The organism is Hypericibacter adhaerens (genome assembly GCF_008728835.1).
Taxonomy (GTDB): domain Bacteria; phylum Pseudomonadota; class Alphaproteobacteria; order Dongiales; family Dongiaceae; genus Hypericibacter; species Hypericibacter adhaerens.
Genome location: NZ_CP042582.1, coordinates 1,596,214 through 1,619,019 on the forward strand (window position 1 = coordinate 1,596,214; position 22,806 = coordinate 1,619,019).

Here is a 22,806-nt window from a genome sequence, read left to right on the forward strand (position 1 = left end):
TCTCCTTGGAGGGTCTGGCGCGCCGTCAGGCGGCGGTTTCGGCTTGCGACTGCGCCTTGAGGCGGCGCGCGCGCAGCCACATCTGCGAGCCGATCACCAGGATGGTGATGAAGATCAGGGTGGTGGCGCAAGCGGCAATGGTGGGATCGGCCTGGTCGCGGATGCCGTCCCACATGCGCCGCGGCAGGGTGAAGATGTTGAGCTTGGTGATGAAGAGCGTGACCACGATCTCGTCCCAGGACGAGATGAAGGCGAAGACGGCCCCCGCCAGCACGCCGGGCGCGATGCAGGGCAGGATCACCATCCGCAGGGTCTGCTTCATGTCGGCGCCGAGGTTGCGCGCGGCCTGCTCGAGCCGGAGGTCGAAATTGGCGAGCGAGGTCGAGACGGTGATCACGACATAGGGCACCGAGAGCACCGTGTGCGCCAGGATGATGCCCGGATAGCTGTCGAGCAGCCGGAGATCGACGAAGATCCGGTAGAAGGCGAGGGCGGAGACGATCGAGGGCACGATGATGGGGAGCAGCACGAAGCCCCGCACCAGCTCCGACCAGCGGCTGGCGATGCGCCAGAGCCCGATCGCGCAGAGCGTGCCGAGCGTCGTCGAGATCAGGGTGGAGACGACGGCGACGACCAGGCTCTGCCAGATGCTGGAGGTCCAGTTCGGGTTCGTCACCAGGTTCTCGTAGTTGCGCAGCGTGACCGCGTCCTTGGGCAGGGTCAGGAACCGCTCGGGCGTGAGCGAGATCGGCGCCGAGACGAAGATCGGCAGCACCAGGAACATCAGCACCAGCCAGGTGGCGGCCAGCACGACCCCGAACCGCCAGCCATAGCGTTCGCTCATGACCGGGCCTCCCTCACTTGGCCCCGAACATGCTGCGCAGATCGACCACGCGCGACATGACGGCGAAGACGAGGAACACCAGGATCAGCAGCACCATGGCCAGCATGGCGCCGATGCCCCAGCGCACGGTCTGCAGGATCTGGACGCTGACATATTCGGCGATCATCAGGGTCTTGCCGCCGCCCAGGATCGAGGGCGTCACGAAAAAGCCCAGCGTCAGGATGAAGACCAGCAGGCCGGCGCCCGCGATGCCGGGCAGGCTCAAGGGCAGATAGACGCGCCAGAAGGATTCGAACGGGCCCGCTCCCAGGCCCCGCGCGGCGCTGACGAGGCGCGGGTCGATGCCGCGGAGGTTGGCGTAGAGCGGCAGCACGGCATAGGGGACCATGTAATGGACCATGCCGATCAGCACGCCCAGCTCGTTGCGCACCAGATGGACCGGCTCGGTGGTGAGGCCCCAATCCATCAGCGCGCGGTTGATGATGCCGTTGTCATGCAGCAGCACGACCCAGGAGAAGGCGCGCGCCAGCACCGAGACCCAGAACGGCACCAGCACGAACATCAGGATCCAGATGCGGTGGCGCTCGGTCACATGCGCCATGGCATAGGCGATGAGATAGCCCAGCAGCAGGCTGATGGCGGTGGTGATGAAGCAGATGCGGAAGGTATTGCCGAGCATCCTGAGGATGCCGCGGTTGGTGACCAGGCGCTCGTAGTTCTGAAACCCGACCTCCGGATCCGAGAAGCTGATCCAGAGCACCTGGCCGATCGGGTAGAGGTAGAGGACGACCAGGAACAGGACGAGCGGCAGCACCAGCACCCAATAGGGGTTGATCCGCGAAGGCTGCGGGCCTCGCGGAACGCCAGTCTCCAGGGCGATCGTCCCTGCGCTGCTGCTCATGATGATCGCCGCGGCCGGCCGAAGCCGGCCGCGGCGTATCGACCGATCAGGCCGAGATCATGTCGAGGAAGGCGTTGAGCACGTCGTCGTAATGCGCCGAGAAATACTCGGAATCGAGCGGAATCTGCTTTTTCAGATTCTCCGGCGTGCCCGGCGTGATGGCCCGTTCCTCCGCCGACATGATGTCGTAGGACTTGGGATTGGCCGGACCCTGGCCGAAGCAGCGCATGGCTTCGACCTGCAGCTCCGGCGTCTGGAGATGGGCGAGCCAGCGGTTGCCCCACTCGTTGCCCGCCGGGTTGCCGCGCGGGATCACCCAGCCGGCCGGGCAGGCATTGCCCTGGTCGAAGGTCCAGTCGACCCGTCCCTTGGTGTCCTGCTTGATGAGCTGGCTGCGGGTCTGCCAGAGGCTGCCCATGACGACCTCGCCGTCGAGGAACATCTGCTGGCTCGCCGCGCCCGAATCCCAGAACACGATATGGTCCTTGATCTTCTCGATCTTGGCCAGCGCCCGGTCCACATCGAGCGGGTAGATCTTCTCCGGCGGCACGCCGTCGGCGAGGAGGGCCGCTTCGAGCGCGCCGTTCATGTATTTGAACAAGGTGCGCTTGCCGGGGATCTTGTCGACATCGAAGAAGTCGGCCCAGGTCGGCGCTTTCTTGCCGAGCTTCTCGGTGTCCCAGGTCATGGTGTAGCTGTACCAGTAGCCCAGCACGCCGTAATCGTGGGTGTAGGGCGCCATGTAGCCGTTGCGGTCGACGATCGAGTAGTCGACGGGCTCAGCCTCATGGGCACGGCCCAGCCGCAGCACCGAGAAGAAGTCGCTGTCGCAGCAGTCCCAGGTGACGTTCTTGGCGTCGACCTGCGCCTTGATGCTGCCCTCGAGCGGGCCCGAGCCGTCGACGACGACCGGAATGCCGGTCTTCGCGGTGAAGGCCTTGCCATAGATGTCGCCGGTGCAGCGGACGGCATCGCCGCCCCAGTTCGCATGCACGATCTGTTTCGGCTTGCCGGCGGCGAGCAGGTCGCCGGACGACAAGGCCACGGCGCCGGCACCCGCGAAGGCGCTGGCGGCGAGGAAGCTGCGGCGGCTGATCCGGCCGGCCTTGAGATTGGCGAGCGCGATCTCGACGCAGTCCTGGCTGAATCTCTTTGCGGTCATGATACCTCCCTAAGCATGTCGGATTATGGTTCTATGCCTCATCGGATGAGGACGCCGCCCGACTGCGGACCGTCCCGGAATCCTAACATCCGCGAGCTTGGCACGCCAAGAGCGGCGGCCTTCGGGCCGCTCTCGACGAAAGGAAACAGGAACCCATGGCGATGACCCGCACCCATAGCTGGCCGGAGGGCCACTGGGACTGGCCGATCCATGTCTCGCACAAGCATGGGATCCGCTGCGGCGAGATGCTGTTCGTCGGCGGCCAGGTCGATCTCGACAGCCGGGGCAACGTGCTCCATGCCGGCGACCTCGCCACCCAGACGGCGGCGGTGATGGGCCATATCGACAAGGTGCTGCGCGGGCTGGGAGCCGATCTGGGCGACGTGGTGAAGCTGATCGCCTTCTACCAGAACGACGGTAGCCGGGACGAGCAGCGCTTCCTGGCCGATGTCGCACGACAATTGCCGGCCCAGGGGCCCGGCCCGGCCATCATGCTGGTGCCGCTGCCGGCGCTGGCCTATCCCGGCATGTTGGTCGAGATCGAGGCGGTCGCCATGCGCGGCACCGACGGACGCCGCCTGGAGCGGCAGGGGGTGGCCCTGCGCGGGGCGGCCCCCTTGCCGGCGCCGCTCTCCCATGGCGTGCGCTGCGGCGAGATGATCTTCGTGGGCGGGCTCAGCGCCACCGACGCGAACGGGGCGGTGATGGCCGCGGGCGACATCGTACGCCAGAGCCAGATCGTCATGGACCGCATCGGCGAGGTGCTGCACGGGTTCGGCGCGGCCCATGACGATGCGGTCAAGATCAACACCTACTATACCGGTGCGGGCCAGTTTGCCGATTGGGAGGGGGCGGCCCGGGTCCGGGCCCGCTATTTCGCCGAGCCCGGTCCGGCGGCCACCGGCATTCCGCTGCCGCGCCATGCGCGGGCCGGCCTGATGGCGCGCACCGAGATCACGGCGATGCTGGGCAAGGACGGGCGCCGTCTGCCCCGCAGCCATGTCTGGCCGGAGGGCCATTGGGACTGGCCGATCCATCTGCCCTACAAGCATGGGATCCGCTGCGGCCCGATGATCTATCTGGGCGGGCAGGTGGCGCTTACCCCCAAGGGCCAGGTGATCGAGCCCGGCGACCTGGTGGCCCAGACCCGGATCGCGATGGAGAACATCCGGCGCGTGCTGGCGGGTTTCGGCGCCGGCTTCGACGATGTGGTGAAGGTCACGGCCTTCTATGAGGGCGGCGCCTCGGGCGAGCAGTTGCACAAGAACCTCAGCGTGCGCTCCGCCTGCTTCACCGAGCCCGGTCCCGCCACCACCGGCATCCCGCTGCCCTTCCTCGCCTATGAGCAGATGGTGATCGAGATCGAGATCGTCGCGATGGTGGGGTGACGCCGCGCTCAATCGTCCGCCACCACGACGGCGGCGTCGGCGTCCCAGCCGAGCCAGACCTGCATCTCGTTGCGCGGCTCGAGCTTTATGCGCCAGGCGGGGCAGCGCACGGCGAGCTGACCGAGGCTCTGGGTCGCGACCGTGAAGTGGAAATCGCTGCCGAAATAATTCCAGCTCGTGACCCGGCCCTGGATCCGGTTGGTGGCGGCGATCGAGGCGTCGGCGGCCACCGCGATCTTTTCCGGCCGCATGGCGAGCAGCACCTCGCTGCCGGCCGCGGGGACGGGCGAGGCCTTCTGGCGGAAGCTCTCGCCGCCGGTGCCGTAGCTGAAGCCGCCCTCGGCCGGCCCGTTCACGCGGCCCTTGATGAAGTTGCTTTCGCCGAGGAAGCCCGCCACGAAGCGGGTCGCCGGCCGCTCGTAGAGATCGGCCGGGCGCCCGATCTGCACGAACCGCCCGTCGCGCACGATGGCGATGCGATCGGACATGGAGAGCGCCTCTTCCTGGTCGTGCGTCACATAGACGAAGGTGGTGCGGATGCGCTCATGGAGCTGCTTGAGCTCGATCTGGACCTCGGTCCTGAGCTTGCGGTCGAGGGCGCCCAGGGGCTCGTCGAGCAGCAGGATTTCTGGCGTGAAGACGAGGGCGCGCGCCAGCGCCACGCGCTGCTGCTGGCCGCCCGAAAGCTGGCGCGGCATGCGGTCGGCGAGGGATGTGAGCTGCACCAGTTCGAGCGCGCGGCCGACCTCGCGCTTGATGTCCTCGGCGGGGCGGCGGCGCACCTTGAGCGGAAAGGCGACATTGTCGAAGACCGAGAGATGGGGGAACAGGGCATAGCCCTGGAACACCATCCCGAAATTGCGCTTCTCGGGCGGCAGATGGGTGATCGCCTTGCCGTCGAGCAGGATCTCGCCGGCCGAAGGCGCGGTGAAGCCTGCGATCATCATCAGCATCGTGGTCTTGCCCGAGCCCGAGGGCCCGAGCAGGGTCAGGAACTCGCCGCGCGCGACGTCGAGATCGACGCTGTCAACGGCGCGCACGATGCCGTAATGCTTCGAGACCCCGCGGAAGGCGAGCCCATGCCCGGCCGGCGCCGTGGCGGTCGATCGAGCCAACGTCGGATTGGTTGCAGTCGCTGTTCCCGGCACCGCTGCCAGCGTCCCCCTGTTGTAAAGCCGCCCGTTCCGGGCCTCTGCGGGCCCGTTCGAGGGGACAGCCTTGGCGTCCGCCGCCCTTGTCGGGCGGTCAGACCGGATCGCGGCGCAGCGCCTGGGCCATGCAATGCACGCCGCCACCGCCCATGGTGAACATGGTCATGTCCGGATCATAAACGGTAAATCCGGCGGCGCGCAGCGTCTTATTGAGCTCCTTCGACTGCAGGGTCGAGATGATCTTGCTGTCGCCGAGCGACATCACGTTGCAGCCGAGCCCCATGGTGTCGCGGTAGTTCACCGGGATCATCTCGATCTTCTTGGCCTTGAGCCAGTCGAGCACCCAGTCCTCGGTGGTGTCGGGGCAGACCGCCGCCAGCTTCGGCGCCAGCATGCAGACCATCAGGTCGATATGGACGTAGTGCTCGGCGATGGGGGCGAGCTTCACTTCCCAGCCCTTCTCCTCCATCCAGCCCTTGACCTGCTGCGCCGCCGGCTCCTGGGTGCGCTCGCCGCAGAAGCCGATCAGCACCGTGTTGGGCTCGATCACGTCGAAATCGCCGCCCTCGAAGGCGGAGGCCGTGATCATCTTGAAGATCGGGATGCCCTTCGACTGGTAGAAATTGATGACCGGGGCGTATTCGCCGCGCCGCCACCATTGATGCATCTGGGTCACGACCGCGCCGTAGGGCGTCATGAAGCTCGAATCGCGCGCATAGACCTGGTAGGGCAGGGCCTCGTCGGGCTCGAGGAAATGGACCTTGGTGCCGCCTTCCTCATAGGCCTGCACCATCTCGCGGTGCTGGCGCATGGCGAGCTGCCGGTCGAACTTGGCGCCGGAGCGCAGGGTGGCCTTCGAGATCGAGCTGGTCGGCAGCCATTTGAAGTTCACCGGCTCGCAGAGCAGCACGTCGCGCAGACGGCCATACTCCGAATTCACGCCCCAACCGCCGCCGTTGCCCTTGCCGTTTCCCGTCGTCATGGCGTCCTCCCGATGGAATTGAAGCCTGTGCTTTGATCCCGATCCTATGGCTTGAAAAACTCTCTCGCAATGGACAAAGATTGGCCTTTCATTGTGAGAAAATATAACGAAGAGGGAAGCCATGCCGCGCCGCCTGCCGCCGCTCAACCCGCTGCGCGCTTTCGAGGCCGCCGCGCGCCATGGCGGCATGACCCGGGCCGCCGCCGAGCTCAACGTCACCCACGGCGCGGTCAGCCACCAGGTCCGCGCACTCGAGGAGGCGCTCAGCGTCGAGCTGTTCGAGCGCCGCGGCCGCCATCTGGCGCTGACCCTGGCCGGCCAGCAGCTTCTGCCCTCGGTGCAGCAGGCGCTCGATCTCATCGCCGACGCCTCGGCCCGGCTGTCGAGGCCCGATCTCGACGGGCGCCTCGCCATCAAGCTGCCGATCGCCTTCGCCGCCAAGTGGCTGCTGCCGCGCCTCGCGCGCTTCCGCGATGCCTATCCGCAGATCGAGCTCGGGCTGCTGCCTTTCCGGCCGGTGCCCGCGAGCGCGGCGAGGAGGCCGATCTCACCATCGATTACGGGCGCGGGCCCTGGAAGCGGAAATGGACCGGCTCATCGCCAGCATCGATCTCTTTCCGATCTGCAGCCCGCGCCTGATCCAATGCCGGGGCGCCGCTGCGCGAGCCGGCGGACCTGGCCAGGCACACGCTGATCCACGACGATGACGGCACGGCCTGGTCCAACTGGCTCCTGGTCGGCGGCGTCGAAGGGGTCGACGGCAGTGCCGGCCTGCGCATGGGCACGGCACTGCTCAGCATCGAGGCGGCGGTGCAGGGGCTGGGCGTGGCGCTGGGCGACAAGGCGATCGCGACCGAGGAACTGGCCAGCGGCTCGCTGGTACGGCTCTTCGGCCTCGGCGTGCCGGCGACCTCCTATTATTACCTGGTCTGCGATCCGGACCAGCTGCAGGTGCCGCGCGTGCGCGCCTTCATCGACTGGCTGCTCGACGAGGCGGGCCAGAGCTTCGCGCGTTAGGCCGATTCGAGAGAGGGGCGTCAGGCGCCGCGACGGCGACGGCTGCCGAGCGAGAAGGCCATAAGGCGAGGTGGTCGCGACCACCCCGCCATATTGGACGGGCGTGAGCCGTTCGCCGAGCACGATGACCGCGAAGGCGATCGTCACCACCGGCTCATATTCATCATCATCGCGACTGCATGCCGGTGATCCGCCGCAGGCCAGGAACCACAGCAGTAGCCGTGATGTAGCAGGAGACGGCGCCGCGGCGGCGAGCCCGCCAGCGCGCTGCCGGGCAGGCCCCAGCTTCCCGTGAACGGCCCAGCAGCAGCACCAGCGCAGCAGCCACAGATTGGTGAAGAAGCTCATCGTCAGCGGCGGATCCTGCGCGAGCGCACGCCACCGAAGACGCTGGTCGCGGCGACGGAGAGGGAGGCCGCCAGTGCCCAGGCGATGCGCGCCAGTCGAGCACATCGAAGGTGGGCCGATCGCGAAGGCGAGGCCGACGAAAGCGACGAGGATGGCGGCGCCTTTGCCGAGCGACAGCCGTTCGCGGCCGGAGAGGGCGCTCATCAATCCCGCCAGCAGCGGGTTCGTATAGAGGATCAGCACCGCCAGCGAGACCGGGATGAAGGCGACCGAGCTCAGGTAACCGACCGACTGCCATAGGCGGTGATCGAGAGCCAAAGCGTGTTGATCAGCCCATGGCGCGAGAGTCGCAGCCGCTGACGCCGGATCACCAGCAGGATCAGCGCCACCAGCACGAAGGCGGCCGTGCGCAGCGTGACGATGGTGAGCGGCGTGGCGCCGCTGTCATAGGAGATGCGCGAGAAGGGCGTGATGAAGGCGAAGCCGTGGCGCAGCCGACGATGAAGGCGAAACCCATGGCTTCATGCCGATGCGACTCCGGTACGGCCTGGGCGGTCGGGCCGCTGCGATCGGTCGAGGAGGCGGGGGCGGTCTCGGGACTCCGGAGGATGCGCGGGAACTTCCGGGCGGCACCGGCAAGCCGTTGATCTATCGGGCCGGATTGGCGCTGTCCAGCCCGCCGAGCGGCTGGACGGGCCGCCGGACGGATGCCATAGTGGCCGCCCAAAGAAGGGGGGGCGCCTGACCGGCGGCCCCTGTTTTGATATCTGATGCCGCCTTCCCGCCGCGCCGATAGGGAGCGCATGACCGACCGATGGCTGGGTACGCGTCTTTACACGTTGCTTTGGGGTGTGCCGGTCGGCACCGACCGCTACGGGCAATCGCTACTTCCGCGGCAAGCGCCCGCTGCATGGCCGCGAGCGGCGCTGGGTGATCTATAACGGCGAGCCGGAGGCCTCGGAAGTGCCGGCCGAATGGCATGGCTGGCTGCATGGCAGCCCGGTGCCGCCGCCGACGGGCCAGGAGACGCATCGTCCCTGGCAAAAGGAACATGAGCCCAACCTGACCGGCACGGTCGAAGCCTATCGCCCGCCGGGCCATGTGCTCGAAGGCGGTCAGCGCGCCAGGCCAGCGGCGACTACGAGCCGTGGGTTCCGAACTGATCGCCGGTGCCGCGGCTCACGCATCGGCCGCCAGGGTCGCCCAATCCGTTCGGACGCCCGAGGGACGTGGCATGAAGCGCAATGCAATCGAGACGATGATGGGAGCGGTGGTGCTGCTGGTGGCAGCCACCCTTCCTCGCCTTCGCCTATAGCAGCAGCAATGTCAGCCAGGTCGAGGCTACGGTGCTGGCCAAGTTCAACCGCGTGGACGGCATCTCGCCCGGCAGCGAGGTCCGCCTGAGCGGAATCAAGGTGGGTTCCGTGCTTTCACCCATCTCGATCCCAAGACCTATCTCGCCGAGGTGCGGATGAGCATCCTCAACGATGTGCAGCTGCCGACCGACAGCTCGGCGCGCATCCTCTCCGACGGCCTGCTCGGCAATCCCTACATGGCGCTCGAGCCCGGTGCCGACGACACCATGATTCCGCCGGGCGGCGAGATCAGGAAGACCCAGGACCCGCTCAACCTGGTCGATCTGATCGGGCGCTTCATCTTCAGCTCGACCGGTTCGGGCGGCTCGTCCTCCTCTTCCTCGGGCTCGCAGAACCAGCAGTAGGGCCGCCATGCCGGCCGAAAAGAACCCGCCGCCGGCACCCTCCCAGCATTGGGATCCCGATCGCTACCAGCGCAACGCGGGCTTCGTCCCGGTGCTGGGGGCGCCCGTGCTGGAGCTTCTGGCGCCCCGGCCCGGCGAGCGCATCCTCGATCTCGGTTGCGGCGACGGCGTGCTGACCGAACGGCTGGTGGCGGCCGGCGCCCGGGTGGTCGGAATCGATTCGAGCCCGGAGCAGATCGCCGCGGCCCGCGCCCGCGGCCTCGATGCCCGGGTCATGAGCGGCGAGGCCATGAGCTTCGAAGGCGGCTTCGACGCCGTCTTTTCCAACGCGGCGCTCCATTGGATGAAGCGCGCCGATGCGGTGATCGACGGCGTCTGGCGCGCGCTCGAGCCGGGCGGCCGCTTCGTGGCCGAGATGGGCGGCGGCGACAATGTCGCGGCCATCCTGGGCGCGCTGGTGGCGGCGCTCGACCGGCGCGGTCACGACGGACGGGCGGCGGCCCCCTGGTTCTTTCCCACGCCCGAGGATTACCGCGCCCGGCTCGAACGGCACGGCTTCAGGGTCTGCAGCATCGCCCTGATCGAGCGGCCGACGCCGTTGCCGGGTGCCATGGCGGGCTGGCTCGAGACCTTCGCCGAAAGCTTCACCCGCCGCCTGCCGGCGGCGGAACGGTCGGCCTATATCGCCGAGGTCGAGGCGGCGCTCGCGCCGCGGCTGCGCAATGCCGAGGGGCAGTGGCATGCCGATTACGTCCGGCTCCGCTTCGCCGCTGAAAAGCCATGATTCATCAAGGATTAATGCCCGCCCCCGACTCTTCTCTGGCGGCGTCGGGCTTGCTATGGTGGCGTCCGGCGCCCACTTGAGATGGCGGGCGCGAGGCAGGCATGAACCAACCCGTGAAACGCGGCGATCGAAACCCTTCATTCCCGGTCTGGCGTCAGCCGGACGGGAAGGTGCTGTCCTGCACCGAGAAGATCAAAGTGCTGAACGAGAATCTCTCGGAGATCCGCCAGCTCGCCCAGGACGCGCTCGAAGACGCGATCCTGATGGGCTGCGACGAGGCGCAGATCCGCAAGGTGCTCGAGGATCTCGTCCTGTCGCTCGACAACCCCTACCGCAAGAACAAGTGAAGCCCGGCCCCTTCCGCGATTGGAGCGCCGCTCTTCGCCGCGGCCTCGCTCCGTTGTCGATCCTGGCCGCCGGGATGCCGGCGCTGCTTGCCGCCGCGCCGGCGGGAGCCGATCCGTTCCCGGTCGCGGTGCTGCGCACGCTCGACAAGGTCACGGCGCGCGTGGCCACGATCGAGGTGCCCGTGGGCAGCGCCACCGAGCTGGGGTCGCTCGAGGTGACGGTGCGCGCCTGCGACAAGCGTCCTCCGGAAGAGACGCCGGAGAGCGCCGCCTTCCTCGAGATCGTCGAGACCAAGACGGGCGAGCCCTCCAAGACGGTGTTCTCGGGCTGGATGTTCGCCTCGAGCCCGGCGCTGTCGGCGCTCGAGCATCCGATCTACGACATCTGGGTGGTGGATTGCGTGAAGCCCGCCACGAGCGAGTCCGGCACGACGCCGTAGAAACGCGTCGGCACCGGGATGGCGGCGGCGAGCTGGCGCTGATACTCGGCCCGGCTGATCTCGATGGCGCCGAACTGCTTCAGATGCTCGGTCACGAACTGCGTATCGAGCAGCCGATAGCCGCCGATCTTGAGCCGCAGCACCAGATGGACCAGCGCCACCTTGCTGGCGTCGCGCGCGCGGCTGAACATGCTCTCGCCGAAGAAGGCCCCGCCCAGCGACACGCCGTAGAGGCCGCCGACCATCCTGTCCTGGTCCCAGCATTCCACGCTGTGCGCATAGCCGAGGTCGAAGAGCTGGCGCATCAGCCGCAGGATGTCCTGGTTGATCCAGGTCTCGTTGCGGCCGGGGGCCGCCTCGGCGCAAGCCATCACGGTCTCGGCGAAGGCGGTGTCGCAGCGCACCTGGTAGCGGTTGGAGCGCACGGTGCGGGCGAGGCGGTGGGGCAGGTGGAAGCGGTCGAGCGGCAGCACGCCGCGGCGCTTCGGGTCGATCCAGTGCAGCTCCGGATCCTCGCGGCCCTCGGCCATCGGGAAGACCCCGCAGGCATAGGCCCGCAGGAGCATATCGGCAGTGATGCGTTCCCGGCCGCTCACCTCGCCCTCATGGTCTCTGAAGCGTCACTCCTTCGGCGCCACGAACTTCTCGAGCCAGCGGATATCGTAGTCGCCGTTGATGAAGTCGCTCGCTCCCACCAGCCGGCGATGGAGGGGGATGCTGGTATCGACGCCGCCGATCACGAACTCCTCGAGCGCGCGCCTCAGTCGCATCAGGCATTCGTTGCGGCTCGATCCATGCACGATCAGCTTCGCGATCAGGCTGTCGTAGTTGGGCGGCACGCGGTAGCCGCTGTAAAGCGCGGAATCCACCCGCACGCCCAAGCCTCCCGGCGCGTGATAGTCGGTGATGCGGCCCGGCGACGGCGCGAAGGTGTCGGGGTTCTCGGCGTTCACGCGGCATTCGATCGCGTGGCCGGTGAAGGTGATGTCCTCCTGGCGGAAGCTCAGGGGCGCGCCGGTCGCGACCCGGATCTGCTCGCGCACCAGGTCGATGCCGGTGATCATCTCGGAGACCGGATGCTCGACCTGCAGGCGCGTGTTCATCTCGATGAAGTAGAACTCGCCGTCCTGGAACAGGAACTCGATCGTGCCGGCGCTGCGATAGCCGAGACGGCGCATCGCCGAGGTGGCGATATCGCCGACCTTCTGGCGCTGGGCGGCATTGAGGGCGGGCGAGGGCGCCTCCTCGAGCACCTTCTGGTGACGGCGCTGCAGCGAGCAGTCGCGTTCGCCCAGATGCACGACGTTGCCATGCGCGTCGGCCAGGATCTGGATCTCGATATGGCGCGGATGGGAGAGGTATTTCTCCATATAGACCGCGTCATTGCCGAAATTGGCCTTGGCCTCGGCGCGCGCGAGGCTGAGCGCCTGGCTCATCTCGGCGCGCGCATTGGCGACCTTCATGCCCTTGCCGCCGCCGCCCGCCGCGGCCTTGATCAGCACGGGGTAGCCGATGCCGTCGGCGAGAGTCATGGCGTCGGCATCGTTGGTGATGGCGCCGTCGGAGCCGGGCACCACGGGGATGTTGAGCGAGCGCGCCGCGTCCTTGGCGGCGACCTTGTCGCCCATCAGGCTGATATGCTCGGGCGCCGGGCCGATGAAGGTGAAGCCGTGCTCCTCGACCATGCCGGCGAACTGCGCGTTCTCCGACAGGAAGCCGATGCCGGGATGGATGGCGTCGGCGCCCGTGATGGTCGCGGCCGACAGGATCGCGGGGATGTTGAGATAGCTCTGGCGCGAGGGCGGCGGACCGATGCAGACCGCCTCGTCGGCGAGGCGCACATGCATGGCGTCCGAATCCGCCGTCGAATGCACCGCGACCGTGCGGATGCCCATCTCGCGGCAGGCACGATGGATGCGAAGCGCGATCTCGCCGCGGTTCGCGATCAGGACTTTCTCGAACATGCCCGTCCCATGACCGGTTGCCGCGTGCCGCCGCCGTTCAATCGATCACCATCAGCACTTCGCCATATTCCACCGGCCGGCCGTCGGCGATCGCGATCTCGCGGACCGTGCCGCCCGCCGGCGCGGGAATCGGATTCATCACCTTCATCGCCTCGATGATGAGGAGCGTCTGGCCCTTGCTGACACGGTCGCCGACCTTGACGAACGGGCTGGCGCCCGGCTCGGGCGACAGATAGACGGTGCCGACCATGGGCGAGGTCACGGCGCCGGCCGGCGGTCCGTCCGTGGCCGTCTTCGCCGGTGCCGTCGCCGCGGGCGCGGCGGCCGCGGGCGCCGGTGCGGCGGCGACGGCAGCCGCGGCGGCCAGGGTCTGCTTGTTCACGCGGATCCGCTGTGGCCCGTTCTCGTACTCGATCTCGGTGAGGCCCGTCTGCTCCAGCAGTTCCGCCAGCTTGCGGATCAGCGCCTCGTCCACATCGAACTTCGCCATTACGCCTCTTCCTGGGTCTTGAGCAGGGTCGCCACCGCGTCCAGCGCCAGCAGATAGCCTTGCGCGCCCAGACCGCAGATGACACCGGTGGCCGCGAGGCTCACATAGGAATGATGACGGAACCGATCGCGGCGATGGATATTCGAAAGATGGACCTCGATGACGGGCAGCCCGGCCGCCGTCAGGGCGTCGAGCAGCGCCACCGAGGTATGGGTATAGGCGGCCGGATTGATGACGATCGCGGCATGACTCAGCCGCGCCGCCTGGATCCAGTCGACCAGCTCGCCCTCGTGATTCGACTGCTTGAAATCGGCCGCCAGCCCGAGCTCCTTCGCCCGTTTCCGGCAGCTTTTCTCGATGTCGGCCAGCTTGGCCCGGCCATAGATCGCGGGCTCGCGCTCACCGAGGAGGTTGAGATTGGGCCCGTTCAGGATCAGGACGGTCGGGGTTTTGGCCAAGGGGCTGGATTTCCGCGAATCTGGCAGTTGAATGGGTCCTTATAGCATGGGACCGGGGTGGCGCAACTTGGCGGGCCCGGGCGGAAAAAGGCCGCCGAGAGGCGCCGCAGCGCGGCCGGCGGGGGCGGTCTCAGCCGCCCATCGACATGCCGCCATTCACGCGGATCACCTGGCCGGTGATATAGGCGGCGTCGTCCGAAGCGAGGAAGGCCATCGCCGCCGCGATCTCCTCCGGCTTGCCGTAGCGGCGCATCGGCACGAGGGTGAGCGCCGCCTCGAGCCCGGCGGCGTCGATCTCGCCCAGCATCTCGGTCGCGATATAGCCCGGCGAGACGGCGTTGACCGTGACGCCGTGGCGGGCGACCTCGGCCGCGATCGGGCGCATCATCGCGGTGATGCCGCCCTTGGAGGCGGTGCAGACGGAATATTTGTTGCCGCCGAAATCGGCGATCTCGGTGATGCAGGAGCCGGTCGCGATCAGTCGGCCATGCTTGCGCTCGATCATGTGCGGCAGCACCGCTCGCGACACGTTGAAGAAGCCATGGAGGTTGCTTTCGATCGCGCGGGTCCAGTCCTCGTCGGTGCTGTCGACGAAGGCGCGGTCGATCACGATGCCGGCATTCGAGACCAGGATATCGACCTTGCCGAAAGCCTTGGCGGTTTCGGCGATGAGCTTTTCCGCCTCCGCGCGCTTGGCGACGTCGGCCTGGACCACGATCGCCTCGCCGCCCGCCTTCCGGATCTCGTCGGCGACGGCCTGGGCCTTGTCCACGGTCGAGACGCAATTGACGCAGACCTTGGCGCCGTCGGCGGCGAAGCGCAGCGCGATCGCCTTGCCGATCCCCCGCGAGCTGCCGGTGACGATGGCCGAACGGCCCTCGAGCTTTTTCATGCTGTCCTCCCTGATGCGCCGGCCGCCGTTTGCCGGAGCCGGTCGTTCTCGAAGGGAGGCTAGGGGCAAGCGCGCCGGCGTGCAACCGGGGCAGGGAGCGCGCGGCGCGGGACGGACGGTACCGTCTCGCGGCCGTCTCTTCTAGAAGCGGTAGCCGATGCCGACGCCGGCGATGATCGGGTTGATGTCGACATCGTCCTTGCGCGTCACGCCGCCGCTCTTGATGCGCGCGTCCATGCTCATGTCGATATATTTCACGTCGACATTGACGAACCAGTGATCGTCGATGCCGATATCCATGCCGGCCTGCACCGCCCAGCCGAGCGAGTTGTCGAGCGAGACCTTGGTCGGCCCGCCGAGCGCCGATTCCAGCGACTGGCTCGCGTCCTCGCCGTAGGTGATGGTGTAGTTGATGCCGGCGCCGATATAAGGGTTGAAGCGGGATTTCGGCAGGAAGTGCCACTGCACCAGGAGCGTCGGCGGCAGCAGCCAGGTGTCGGCCACCTTGCCGAGACCGGCGATGCTGCCCCGGCCTTTGACGTCATGTTCCGTGGTGGCGAGGATCAGCTCGAAGCCGATGTTCTCGGTCGCCATGTAGGTGAAGTCGAGCTCGGGCACGACCGCGGGCTGCGCCTGCAGCTTGCCCGTCGTGAGGTCGGGCGTGATCCCGTCGCTCTCGCTGGTCGGGACGACGCCGATGGCGCGTGCGCGCACGAGCCAGTCGCCGGCCTCCGCCGCCATCGCGGGCGTGGCGAGCGCCGTCGCGACGGCCAGGCAGGCGCCGAGGACCGTTAGCCTTTTGATACCGCTTGGCATGATATTCCCCATCCGAAAGGTCATCCGCGCCCGCGAACTTGCCGGCGCCTTTTCATCCTCGGGTGGCGGGGGGCTTTCGCGATTTGACCTGAATCAAAAGGGCCCGCGACGCGGTGACGCGCGGGCCCGGAAGGCGGAAACGGAAGGCGGAAACGGATCGGTGGGCGCGCGGCTCAGCCTTGCTGGCGCGCCTGCTCGATGAGCTGCTTCATCTGGTCGACCGAGATGGCGCCGCCGACGAAGTGGGCGCCGAAGAAGAAGGCCGGCGTGCCGTCGATGTTGAGTGTCTGGGCCAGGTTATGCACCTGCTGGAGCTGCTCCATGACGGCCGGATCGTCCATGTCCGTCTTGAGCCGCTCGATGTCGAGGCCGACGGATTGCGCCGTGGCCATGATCTCTTCGTCGGTCAGCTCGCCCTTCTGCGCGATCAGGGCCTCGTGCATCTCGCGATACTTGCCTTGCCGTTGCGCGGCCAGCGCCGCGCGCGACGCCACCAGCGATTCCGGCCCCAGGATCGGGAACTCCTTGTAGACGATCCTCAGATCGGGATCGCCCGCCAGCAGGCTGGCGATGTCGGGTGCCACGCGCTTGCAGTAGGGGCAGCGATAGTCGAAGAACTCGACGATGGTGACGCTGGCATTCGCCGGCCCCACGCTGGGGCTGTTCGGGTCGGCATAGATCGCGTCCTTGTTGGCGGCTACCGCCGCCATCCGGGCGCTGTCGCTGGCGGCCTGGCGCTGCTGGTCGAGCGCCTGGAGCGCGCCGACGACGAGCTGAGGCTCGGCCGTCAGCGTGTCGCGGACGATCTGGCGAAGGGCCGCCTCGTCGGGCAGCGCGCCGCCGTGGAGCCCCAGCCCCAGCACGACCGCCAGGGCGGCGGCGGCACCGATCGCGGCAGACAGAATGGCCAAGCCAACCAGACGCATCGACGGCGAACTCCAAAGCGGTGAAACGGGAAGCAAGGGGGAAGGCGGCGGATTATCGGCGGTGCGCCGATCTCAAGGCAACCCCGAAGCGTTCCGGAGACGATCACGGTCCTGCGAGAACGGGATCGTTCCCTGGGGCCGGCCCTGGCGGTCAGTCATCGTCCTGCCCGATCTGGAACAGGATATCCTCGGCCCGAAGCGCGCCCGGGGATCCCGGGGACAGGCCGTCCTGCGCGCGGCGCGCATATTCCTTGGCCTTCTTGTTGTCGCCCTGCAGCATCGCGATCTCGGCCTGGGCCAGCGCCACCATCGGCAGCTGGTCGTTGCGTCCGTAGGCGACCGTCAGGAACCGCCAGCCCTGGATATTGCGGGGCTCGAGACCGGTCGCGACCTCGAGATGCTGGATGGCCTCGGCATTGTCGTCCTTCTGATTCATCTCGATCAGGCTCTGCGCCAGGCCGATCCGGAGCAGGGGCGAATCCGGCCTGAGCTTGACCGCCAGCCGATAGGCGGCGATCGAATCGGCGGTGCGGCCGTTCTCGAACAGCATCTGGCCCTTGAGCTCCTTGAGGAAGGCGTTGTCGGGCTCTTCCTGGATGAGGAGATCGATCGCCGGCACGGCCTTGGTCATGTCGGCGGCACGATACCAGGCGATGGCGCGCGCATAGCGCGCGGCGAAGCTGTTGTCGCTGTCCGGATAGGCCTTCAGCACCTGCTCGAGTGGCGTGGTGAACCCCAGGATCTTGGCGCGGATGCGGCGCTGCTCCTCCTCGAGCTGCGGGTTGAGCGGCGCGTTGGTGTAAGGCGACGTCGCCATGTATTGCTGGATGTGGGCCATGCGCTGCTGCGTCAGCGGATGGGTCTGCAGGAACGGATTGGGGTTACCCAGCCCCGTCAGCACCGAATCCTTCTGCAGGATGTCGAACATCTCGTACATGCCGCGCGCCGACTGGCCGGTGGCATCGAGGAATCCGAGGCCGGCCGCATCGGCCGACGCTTCCTGGGTGCGCGTGAACTGCAGCATCTGGGTCGCCGCCAGCGCGGGGCCGGTGGCGACGCCGGCGCCGGCCACACCCGGCTGGCCGGACGCGATGCCGGCACCGATGCCGAGCACCATGGCGACGATGGCCTCGATCGTGGCGGCCCGCTGCACGTCCTTCGTTCGCACCAGATGGCCGCCGGCGATATGGCCGGTCTCGTGCGCGATCACCCCGATCACCTGGTTGGCGGTCTGGGCCCGCATCAGGAGGCCGGTATGGAGAAAAAGATTCATGCCGCCCGCGACGAACGCGTTGATGCGCGGGTCATTGACGATATAGATATGGACGGATGCAGGGTCGATGCCGGCCGCCTGGAAGATGGGCGCGGTATAATCATGCAGATAGGATTCGATCTCGGCGTCGCGGATCAGGCCTGGACCCGCGGCTGCCGCCACGGCCGGCGCGAATGCGAGCCAGGCCGCCGCCAGTATCGCTAACGATCTCGGGAACCGCATGATGCGCATGACCTTATCTGACGGAGCGGCAAATGGGAACCTCCGGGCCGTGCGGCAACGGGTCCTGAAAAGTGCCGGAAATGTGGCGATTGCGGCCATCGCGGCCCTTTCGCTCGCGGCCTGCGAGCCGGACAAGCCGCTGGGGACGATCGGCAATGTCACCGGCTTTGCGGGGGCCGCGGTCGCCGACGAGCCGCGCGCGGCGGTGGTGGCCCGTGACGTGCTTTCGGCCGGCGGCAGTGCCGCCGATGCCGCGGTTGCGCTCTATTTCGCCCTGTCCGTAACCATGCCGTCGACGGCGGCGATTGGCGGGGGCGGGATCTGCATCGTGCACGATGCCGGGAAGAAGACCACGGAGGTTCTCGATTTCCTGCCGCGGGCCGCACCCGACGGCCGCGTGGCGGTGCCGCTCGCCGTGCGCGGCATGGCGGCGCTGCAGGCGCGTTATGGAAAGCTGCGCTGGGAGCAGTTGCTGGGGCCGGCGGAGCAGATGGCGCGCCTCGGCACGCCCACCAGCCGGGCGCTGGCGCGCGAGCTGGTGACGGCGGCGGATCGGCTGAGCCAGGACCCCGAGATGGCGCGCATCTTCCTGCGCGCGGACGGGACGCCGCTGCAGGAAGGCGATCCTTTGCGCCAGGAGCAGCTGGGCGCCGTGCTGACGCAGCTGCGCATCAAGGGAGCCGGCGAGTTCTATACGGGCCCGCTCGCTCACATAATCGCCGACGCGGCGCAATCGCTGGGTGCGCCCCTGACCGTCGAGACGCTGCGCAACGCGAAGCCGGAGTTCAAGCCCGCGCTGGAGATCCCGTTCGGCAATCAGACGATTTACCTGGCGCCGCCCCCGGCGGCGGGCGGTGTCGTCTTCGGGCAGCTGGTCGAAATGATGACCGACGTGCATGACTTCGCCGACACGCCCGAGAGCGAACGGCCGCATCTGGTCGCCGAGGCGACCGAGCGCGCCTTCATCGACCGGGCGAGCTGGATGCAGCCGGACGGCAGCACCGAGGCCGACGCCGCCAGCCTCGTCAGCGAGGACCACGCGGAGAAGCTGATGCAGGGCTACGACAAGGCCCATGCGACACCGGCCGCGTCGCTGGGCGCGTTCACGCCCGTTCCGGAGAATCCCTGGGCTGCGGGCTTCGTCACGGCCGATGCCGACGGCAACGCGGTCGCCTGCAACGTGACGATGAACAATCTCTTCGGCGCGGGACGCATGGCGCCCGGCACCGGCATTCTCCTGGCACCGGCGCCCAACGACCGCGGTGCCGGTTATCGGGCGCTGGGGCCCGTCCTGATGGCCAACAAGGCGAATGGCGGGTTCCTGTTTGCCGGCGCCGCTTCGGGGGGCGAGACGGCGCCGAGCGCCCTGGCGCAGGTCTTCGTCCGCGCGGCCGATGCCCAGCAGTCGCTCGCCGACGCGGTCGCCGCGCCGCGTTTCCACCACAACGGCGCGCCGGACGTCGTCTATACCGAATCGCTGGATCGGGGCAGCGGTCCCGCCGCCCTGACCCAGCGCGGCCATGAGACGAAGGAGATCGACATCATCGGGCGCGTCAACGCGATCTGGTGCCCGAAATCGATGCAGTCGGATTCGTCGAGCTGCAGCGCCGTTGCCGATCCGCGCGCCTATGGCCTGGCGGTGGTCCAGACCGGAAAGTGACGAGGGCGGACCATGGCCTACAAGGTTGCGCATCGCGGAAAGGTGCCGCCCTTCATCGCCATGGAAGTGCTGCGCCATGCCAACGAGCGCGCCGCGGCGGGGCATGACGTCCTCCATCTCGAGATCGGGCAGCCGGGCTCGGGCGCGCCGCGCACGGTAATCGAGGCCGCGCACCGGGCTCTCGACCAGGAGACCCTGGGCTATACCGAGGCGCTGGGCCTGCCGGTCTTGCGCCAGCGCATCGCGCGGCATTATGCCGAGGCCTACCGTGCCGCCCTCGATTGGAAACGCGTCGTCATCACCACCGGGTCGTCGGGCGGCTTCCTGCTGGCCTTCCTCTCGGCCTTCGATGCGGGCGACCGCATCGCGCTGGCCAGCCCCGGCTATCCGGCCTATCGCAACATCCTGACCGCCCTCGGGCTCGAGCCGGTCGAGCTCGAGGTGGGGCCCGAGCATCGCTTCCAGCCGACGCCGGAACTGCTGTCGCGGCTGAAGCACCCGCCGGACGGGCTGATCGTGGCGAGCCCCTCCAATCCCTGCGGCACCATGCTCGACCGCGCGCATTTCGAGGCGCTGTTGCGCTATTGCCGCGCCCACGGCATCCGCGTGGTGTCCGACGAGATCTATCACGGCATCACCTACGGCACGGCCGCCACCTCGGCGACCGAGCTCGAGCCCGAGGCCATCGTCATCAACAGCTTCTCGAAATATTACGCCATGACCGGCTGGCGCCTGGGCTGGATGGTGGTGCCGGCGAGCCTGCTGCGCTCGGTCGAGAGCCTGGCGCAGAATCTCTTCGTCTCGCCCCAGGCCCTGCCGCAGCATGCGGCGCGCGTGGCGTTCGACGCCAAGCCCGAGCTCGATGCCAAGGTGGCGCATTATGCGGAGAACCGCGCGCTCCTGCTGCGCGAGCTGCCCAAGGCGGGCTTCGACCGGCTGGCGCCCGCCGACGGCGCCTTCTACCTCTTCGCCGATATCGGCCATCTGACCAACGACAGCACCAGCTTCTGCGAGCAGATGCTGGATCAGACCGGCGTGGCCGCCACGCCCGGCGTCGATTTCGATCCGGCGCGCGGCCACCGCTTCCTGCGCTTCTCCTTCGCCGGCAGCAGCGAGCACATCGCCGCGGCCGCCCGCCGGCTCGTCGCCTGGCGGCGATAACGGGGGCGGTGCCGGAGCCCGATGCGCGTCCTCGTCCTCGGTGCTTACGGATTGATCGGAACCTACGTATCGCTCCGCCTGGTGGCGGACGGGCACGAGGTGGCGGGACTGGGACGGCGTACGGCCCAGGCGGCCCGGCGGCTGCCGGGGCTTCGTTGGATCGCGGGCGATCTCCGCGCCATGACCCGGGTGGAAAGCTGGGTCGAGCCGCTGCGCGGTATCGATGCGGTGATCAATTGTGCCGGCGTTCTCCAGGACGGGCCGAACGACAAGGTCGCCGCTGTCCAGACCGACGCCGCCCTGGCCTTGTTTCGGGCCTGCGAGGAGAGCGGTGTTCGGCGTGTCGTCCATTTCTCGGCACCGCCTTCGGGCTCGGGAACGCCGTTCGAAACGACAAAACGACAAGCCGATCGGGCCTTGGCGGACTCGAGCCTGGATTGGCTGATCTTGCGGCCGGCATTGGTGCTGGCACCCCAGGCTTATGGCGGCACGGCCTTGCTGCGTGGCCTGGCCGCTTTGCCTTTCTGGCGACCCCGCATCGCGGGTGCCGGGCTGCTTCACGTCGTCAGCGTCTTCGACCTCGCCGAGACGGTCTCTCGCGCGATCGCCACGCCGGCCCTGACCCGGCGGGCCTATGACCTCGCCCATCCCGCGTCAATCTCGCTCGACGATCTCACGCGTGCCTTTCGCGGCTGGTTGGGCCTGGCGCCCGTCGCCAGCGGGCGGCTGCCGGGATGGCTCACGGCGGCGGTCGGCCGGCTTGCCGATCTTGCCGGATGGCTCGGCTGGCGCAGCCCGGCGCGAACGACGGCACTCGGCGAATTGCGGCAGGGCATCGCCGTGAAGCCGGAGCCTTGGATAGCGGATATCCTGTCTCACCCGGTTTCGCTGGAGCAGTTCCTCATCGCCCATCCCGCCACCGTGCAGGAACGACGGTTTGCGGCCGGCTATTTCCTGAAGCCGCTGGGCTTGGTGGCGCTGGCTTTCTTCTGGGTGGCGACGGGCGTTCTCGGGCTCACGGCCGCTCGCGGCGAGGCGGTCGAGGCGCTGTTGCGGGGTGGGCTGCCGGACGGATTGGCGCCGGCGGCGGTCGTGGCCGGCAGCGTCATCGATATCGCGCTTGGCTGCGCCCTGCTGGTCGCGCGCACGGCGCGGCCGGCCCTGATCGGCATGATCCTGGTGAGCGCGATCTATCTGGTCGTCGCGACGGTCCTGATGCCGGGGCTCTGGCTCGATCCTTTCGGCGCGCTGCTCAAGATCGTCCCCTCGATCGTCGCCGCCCTGGCCATGCTGGCCTTGCTGCCTGACCGATGATGGAGCCCCTGATCATCCTGAAGCTCCTGCATGTCGTGGGGGCGGCGGTCATCCTGGGGACGGGGGCGGGGATCGCCTTCTTCATGGTGATGGCCGACCGGAGCGGCGATACGCGAACCGTCGCGCATGTCGCCGGCACCGTCGTGGTTGCGGATTTCGTCTTCACGGCGTCCGCCGTGCTGCTGCAGCCCGTGACCGGCCTTCTGCTGGCGAGAGAGAGCGGCTATCCGCTCGACCAGGGCTGGATCCTGGTGTCGGTCGCGCTTTATCTGCTGGTCGGCGCCTGCTGGCTGCCCGTCGTTTGGATCCAGATCCGGCTGCGCCGCATCGCGCGGAAAGCCGCCGCCGAAGGGACGCCGCTCCCGCCGCGCTATCGCCGGCTCTACAGGCTCTGGTTCTGCCTGGGTTTCCCGGCCTTCGCCGGCGTCGTCGCCATCATCTGGCTCATGTTGGCGAAACCGGATTTTGCCGGCTCCCTCTAAACCAACGCCGCAAATGAAATCCCCGATCCGGCCGATGGGCCGGATCGGGGATGTTTCAACCTCC

At 68.0% G+C, this 22,806-nt stretch carries 24 protein-coding genes and 2 pseudogenes; 13 read left to right on the forward strand and 13 right to left on the reverse strand.

Going from position 1 to position 22,806, the window contains the following annotated elements:
- Positions 1 to 25 precede the first annotated feature (25 nt).
- Genes FRZ61_RS07025 through FRZ61_RS07035 form a run of 3 tightly spaced genes read right to left on the reverse strand, consistent with a single transcriptional unit; the run spans position 26 to position 2,907 of the window.
- Positions 26 to 844: an ABC transporter permease gene (locus tag FRZ61_RS07025; RefSeq protein WP_151116054.1), complete on the reverse strand. Its 819-nt coding sequence runs from the start codon at positions 842 to 844 to the stop codon at positions 26 to 28.
- Between the two features lie 13 nt (positions 845 to 857).
- Positions 858 to 1,745, reverse strand: a complete 888-nt coding sequence (locus tag FRZ61_RS07030) for an ABC transporter permease (RefSeq protein ID WP_151116056.1) — start codon at positions 1,743 to 1,745, stop codon at positions 858 to 860.
- Between the two features lie 46 nt (positions 1,746 to 1,791).
- Positions 1,792 to 2,907, reverse strand: coding sequence for an ABC transporter substrate-binding protein (locus tag FRZ61_RS07035; protein WP_151116058.1), 1,116 nt, complete (start codon positions 2,905 to 2,907; stop codon positions 1,792 to 1,794).
- 155 nt (positions 2,908 to 3,062) lie between these two features.
- Between FRZ61_RS07035 and FRZ61_RS07040 the strand changes: the two genes are divergently transcribed.
- The gene (locus FRZ61_RS07040; protein ID WP_151116060.1) at positions 3,063 to 4,295 is read left to right on the forward strand and encodes a RidA family protein; all 1,233 of its coding nucleotides are present in this window, start codon (positions 3,063 to 3,065) and stop codon (positions 4,293 to 4,295) included.
- A gap of 8 nt (positions 4,296 to 4,303) precedes the next feature.
- On the opposite strand, the gene FRZ61_RS07045 is transcribed toward FRZ61_RS07040, so the two are convergent.
- Positions 4,304 to 5,410, reverse strand: a complete 1,107-nt coding sequence (locus tag FRZ61_RS07045; protein WP_151116062.1) for an ABC transporter ATP-binding protein — start codon at positions 5,408 to 5,410, stop codon at positions 4,304 to 4,306.
- A gap of 130 nt (positions 5,411 to 5,540) precedes the next feature.
- Positions 5,541 to 6,428 (reverse strand): dimethylarginine dimethylaminohydrolase family protein, encoded by an 888-nt coding sequence (locus FRZ61_RS07050; protein ID WP_151116064.1) that lies wholly within the window; start codon positions 6,426 to 6,428, stop codon positions 5,541 to 5,543.
- 121 nt (positions 6,429 to 6,549) lie between these two features.
- Between FRZ61_RS07050 and FRZ61_RS07055 the strand changes: the two genes are divergently transcribed.
- From FRZ61_RS07055 to FRZ61_RS07085, 8 genes and pseudogenes are all read left to right on the forward strand, one after another.
- Entirely contained in the window at positions 6,550 to 7,122 is a 573-nt protein-coding gene (locus FRZ61_RS07055; protein ID WP_151116066.1) for a LysR family transcriptional regulator, read from the forward strand.
- Entirely contained in the window at positions 7,122 to 7,445 is a 324-nt protein-coding gene (locus tag FRZ61_RS07060; protein WP_263641763.1) for a LysR substrate-binding domain-containing protein, read from the forward strand. The genes FRZ61_RS07055 and FRZ61_RS07060 overlap by 1 nt, the downstream gene beginning before the upstream one ends.
- 1,278 nt (positions 7,446 to 8,723) lie before the next feature.
- Positions 8,724 to 8,825: pseudogene (locus FRZ61_RS26875) on the forward strand (NADH-ubiquinone oxidoreductase subunit NDUFA12 family protein); the annotation flags it as partial.
- A gap of 335 nt (positions 8,826 to 9,160) precedes the next feature.
- Positions 9,161 to 9,268, forward strand: a complete 108-nt coding sequence (locus FRZ61_RS26580; RefSeq protein ID WP_263641764.1) for a hypothetical protein — start codon at positions 9,161 to 9,163, stop codon at positions 9,266 to 9,268.
- Positions 9,241 to 9,513 (forward strand): annotated as a pseudogene (locus FRZ61_RS26585) (outer membrane lipid asymmetry maintenance protein MlaD); the annotation flags it as partial. The gene FRZ61_RS26580 and the pseudogene FRZ61_RS26585, both read left to right, overlap by 28 nt.
- Positions 9,514 to 9,520: 7 nt before the next feature.
- Positions 9,521 to 10,297 (forward strand): class I SAM-dependent methyltransferase, encoded by a 777-nt coding sequence (locus FRZ61_RS07075; RefSeq protein WP_151116070.1) that lies wholly within the window; start codon positions 9,521 to 9,523, stop codon positions 10,295 to 10,297.
- Positions 10,298 to 10,398: 101 nt separating this feature from the next.
- Positions 10,399 to 10,644 (forward strand): hypothetical protein, encoded by a 246-nt coding sequence (locus FRZ61_RS07080; RefSeq protein ID WP_151116072.1) that lies wholly within the window; start codon positions 10,399 to 10,401, stop codon positions 10,642 to 10,644.
- Entirely contained in the window at positions 10,641 to 11,084 is a 444-nt protein-coding gene (locus FRZ61_RS07085; RefSeq protein ID WP_225309159.1) for a DUF2155 domain-containing protein, read from the forward strand. The genes FRZ61_RS07080 and FRZ61_RS07085 overlap by 4 nt, the downstream gene beginning before the upstream one ends.
- On the opposite strand, the gene aat is transcribed toward FRZ61_RS07085, so the two are convergent.
- From aat to FRZ61_RS07125, 8 genes are all read right to left on the reverse strand, one after another.
- Positions 11,021 to 11,650: a leucyl/phenylalanyl-tRNA--protein transferase gene (gene aat / locus FRZ61_RS07090; RefSeq protein ID WP_151120731.1), complete on the reverse strand. Its 630-nt coding sequence runs from the start codon at positions 11,648 to 11,650 to the stop codon at positions 11,021 to 11,023. The two genes, FRZ61_RS07085 and aat, sit on opposite strands and share 64 nt — an antisense overlap.
- 54 nt (positions 11,651 to 11,704) lie before the next feature.
- Positions 11,705 to 13,048, reverse strand: coding sequence for an acetyl-CoA carboxylase biotin carboxylase subunit (gene accC, locus FRZ61_RS07095; protein ID WP_151116074.1), 1,344 nt, complete (start codon positions 13,046 to 13,048; stop codon positions 11,705 to 11,707).
- A gap of 37 nt (positions 13,049 to 13,085) precedes the next feature.
- Entirely contained in the window at positions 13,086 to 13,538 is a 453-nt protein-coding gene (gene accB / locus FRZ61_RS07100; protein ID WP_151116076.1) for an acetyl-CoA carboxylase biotin carboxyl carrier protein, read from the reverse strand.
- Positions 13,538 to 13,996 carry a type II 3-dehydroquinate dehydratase gene (gene aroQ / locus FRZ61_RS07105; RefSeq protein ID WP_151116078.1) on the reverse strand — a complete coding sequence of 153 codons (459 nt, stop codon included), beginning with the start codon at positions 13,994 to 13,996 and terminating at the stop codon, positions 13,538 to 13,540. The genes accB and aroQ overlap by 1 nt, the downstream gene beginning before the upstream one ends.
- 130 nt (positions 13,997 to 14,126) lie before the next feature.
- Positions 14,127 to 14,888, reverse strand: a complete 762-nt coding sequence (locus FRZ61_RS07110) for a 3-oxoacyl-ACP reductase family protein (RefSeq protein WP_151116080.1) — start codon at positions 14,886 to 14,888, stop codon at positions 14,127 to 14,129.
- Positions 14,889 to 15,029: 141 nt separating this feature from the next.
- On the reverse strand, positions 15,030 to 15,704 hold the full coding sequence (locus FRZ61_RS07115; protein WP_151116082.1) for an OmpW/AlkL family protein: 675 nt from the start codon (positions 15,702 to 15,704) through the stop codon (positions 15,030 to 15,032).
- 173 nt (positions 15,705 to 15,877) lie between these two features.
- Complete coding sequence (locus tag FRZ61_RS07120; protein WP_151116084.1) at positions 15,878 to 16,630, reverse strand: DsbA family protein; 753 nt, start codon at positions 16,628 to 16,630, stop codon at positions 15,878 to 15,880.
- Between the two features lie 151 nt (positions 16,631 to 16,781).
- Positions 16,782 to 18,134 carry a M48 family metalloprotease gene (locus FRZ61_RS07125; RefSeq protein WP_191909335.1) on the reverse strand — a complete coding sequence of 451 codons (1,353 nt, stop codon included), beginning with the start codon at positions 18,132 to 18,134 and terminating at the stop codon, positions 16,782 to 16,784.
- Between the two features lie 73 nt (positions 18,135 to 18,207).
- On the opposite strand from FRZ61_RS07125, the gene FRZ61_RS07130 reads away from it, so the two are divergent.
- From FRZ61_RS07130 to FRZ61_RS07145, 4 genes are read left to right on the forward strand one after another with little or no spacing between them, the layout of a single operon-like run.
- Positions 18,208 to 19,785, forward strand: a complete 1,578-nt coding sequence (locus FRZ61_RS07130; protein ID WP_191909336.1) for a gamma-glutamyltransferase — start codon at positions 18,208 to 18,210, stop codon at positions 19,783 to 19,785.
- 12 nt (positions 19,786 to 19,797) lie between these two features.
- Complete coding sequence (locus tag FRZ61_RS07135; RefSeq protein WP_151116090.1) at positions 19,798 to 20,946, forward strand: pyridoxal phosphate-dependent aminotransferase; 1,149 nt, start codon at positions 19,798 to 19,800, stop codon at positions 20,944 to 20,946.
- Between the two features lie 21 nt (positions 20,947 to 20,967).
- Complete coding sequence (locus tag FRZ61_RS07140) at positions 20,968 to 22,260, forward strand: SDR family oxidoreductase (protein ID WP_151116092.1); 1,293 nt, start codon at positions 20,968 to 20,970, stop codon at positions 22,258 to 22,260.
- Entirely contained in the window at positions 22,257 to 22,742 is a 486-nt protein-coding gene (locus FRZ61_RS07145) for a DUF2269 family protein (protein WP_151116094.1), read from the forward strand. Before FRZ61_RS07140 ends, FRZ61_RS07145 begins: the two co-directional genes overlap by 4 nt.
- Positions 22,743 to 22,806 lie beyond the last annotated feature (64 nt).

Bases quoted from the DNA above. Each gene is read 5' to 3' on its own strand.
- FRZ61_RS07140 (WP_151116092.1), top strand. From the start codon at position 20,968: ATGCGCGTCCTCGTCCTCGGTGCTTACGGATTGATCGGAACCTACGTA.
- FRZ61_RS07030 (WP_151116056.1), bottom strand. From the start codon at position 1,745: ATGAGCAGCAGCGCAGGGACGATCGCCCTGGAGACTGGCGTTCCGCGA.
- FRZ61_RS07125 (WP_191909335.1), bottom strand. From the start codon at position 18,134: ATGCGCATCATGCGGTTCCCGAGATCGTTAGCGATACTGGCGGCGGCC.
- FRZ61_RS07080 (WP_151116072.1), top strand. From the start codon at position 10,399: ATGAACCAACCCGTGAAACGCGGCGATCGAAACCCTTCATTCCCGGTC.
- FRZ61_RS07050 (WP_151116064.1), bottom strand. From the start codon at position 6,428: ATGACGACGGGAAACGGCAAGGGCAACGGCGGCGGTTGGGGCGTGAAT.
- FRZ61_RS07025 (WP_151116054.1), bottom strand. From the start codon at position 844: ATGAGCGAACGCTATGGCTGGCGGTTCGGGGTCGTGCTGGCCGCCACC.
- FRZ61_RS07120 (WP_151116084.1), bottom strand. From the start codon at position 16,630: ATGCGTCTGGTTGGCTTGGCCATTCTGTCTGCCGCGATCGGTGCCGCC.
- FRZ61_RS07110 (WP_151116080.1), bottom strand. From the start codon at position 14,888: ATGAAAAAGCTCGAGGGCCGTTCGGCCATCGTCACCGGCAGCTCGCGG.
- aat (WP_151120731.1), bottom strand. From the start codon at position 11,650: ATGCTCCTGCGGGCCTATGCCTGCGGGGTCTTCCCGATGGCCGAGGGC.
- accB (WP_151116076.1), bottom strand. From the start codon at position 13,538: ATGGCGAAGTTCGATGTGGACGAGGCGCTGATCCGCAAGCTGGCGGAA.
- FRZ61_RS07075 (WP_151116070.1), top strand. From the start codon at position 9,521: ATGCCGGCCGAAAAGAACCCGCCGCCGGCACCCTCCCAGCATTGGGAT.
- accC (WP_151116074.1), bottom strand. From the start codon at position 13,048: ATGTTCGAGAAAGTCCTGATCGCGAACCGCGGCGAGATCGCGCTTCGC.
- FRZ61_RS07135 (WP_151116090.1), top strand. From the start codon at position 19,798: ATGGCCTACAAGGTTGCGCATCGCGGAAAGGTGCCGCCCTTCATCGCC.
- FRZ61_RS07040 (WP_151116060.1), top strand. From the start codon at position 3,063: ATGGCGATGACCCGCACCCATAGCTGGCCGGAGGGCCACTGGGACTGG.
- FRZ61_RS07035 (WP_151116058.1), bottom strand. From the start codon at position 2,907: ATGACCGCAAAGAGATTCAGCCAGGACTGCGTCGAGATCGCGCTCGCC.
- FRZ61_RS07115 (WP_151116082.1), bottom strand. From the start codon at position 15,704: ATGCCAAGCGGTATCAAAAGGCTAACGGTCCTCGGCGCCTGCCTGGCC.
- FRZ61_RS07055 (WP_151116066.1), top strand. From the start codon at position 6,550: ATGCCGCGCCGCCTGCCGCCGCTCAACCCGCTGCGCGCTTTCGAGGCC.
- FRZ61_RS07145 (WP_151116094.1), top strand. From the start codon at position 22,257: ATGATGGAGCCCCTGATCATCCTGAAGCTCCTGCATGTCGTGGGGGCG.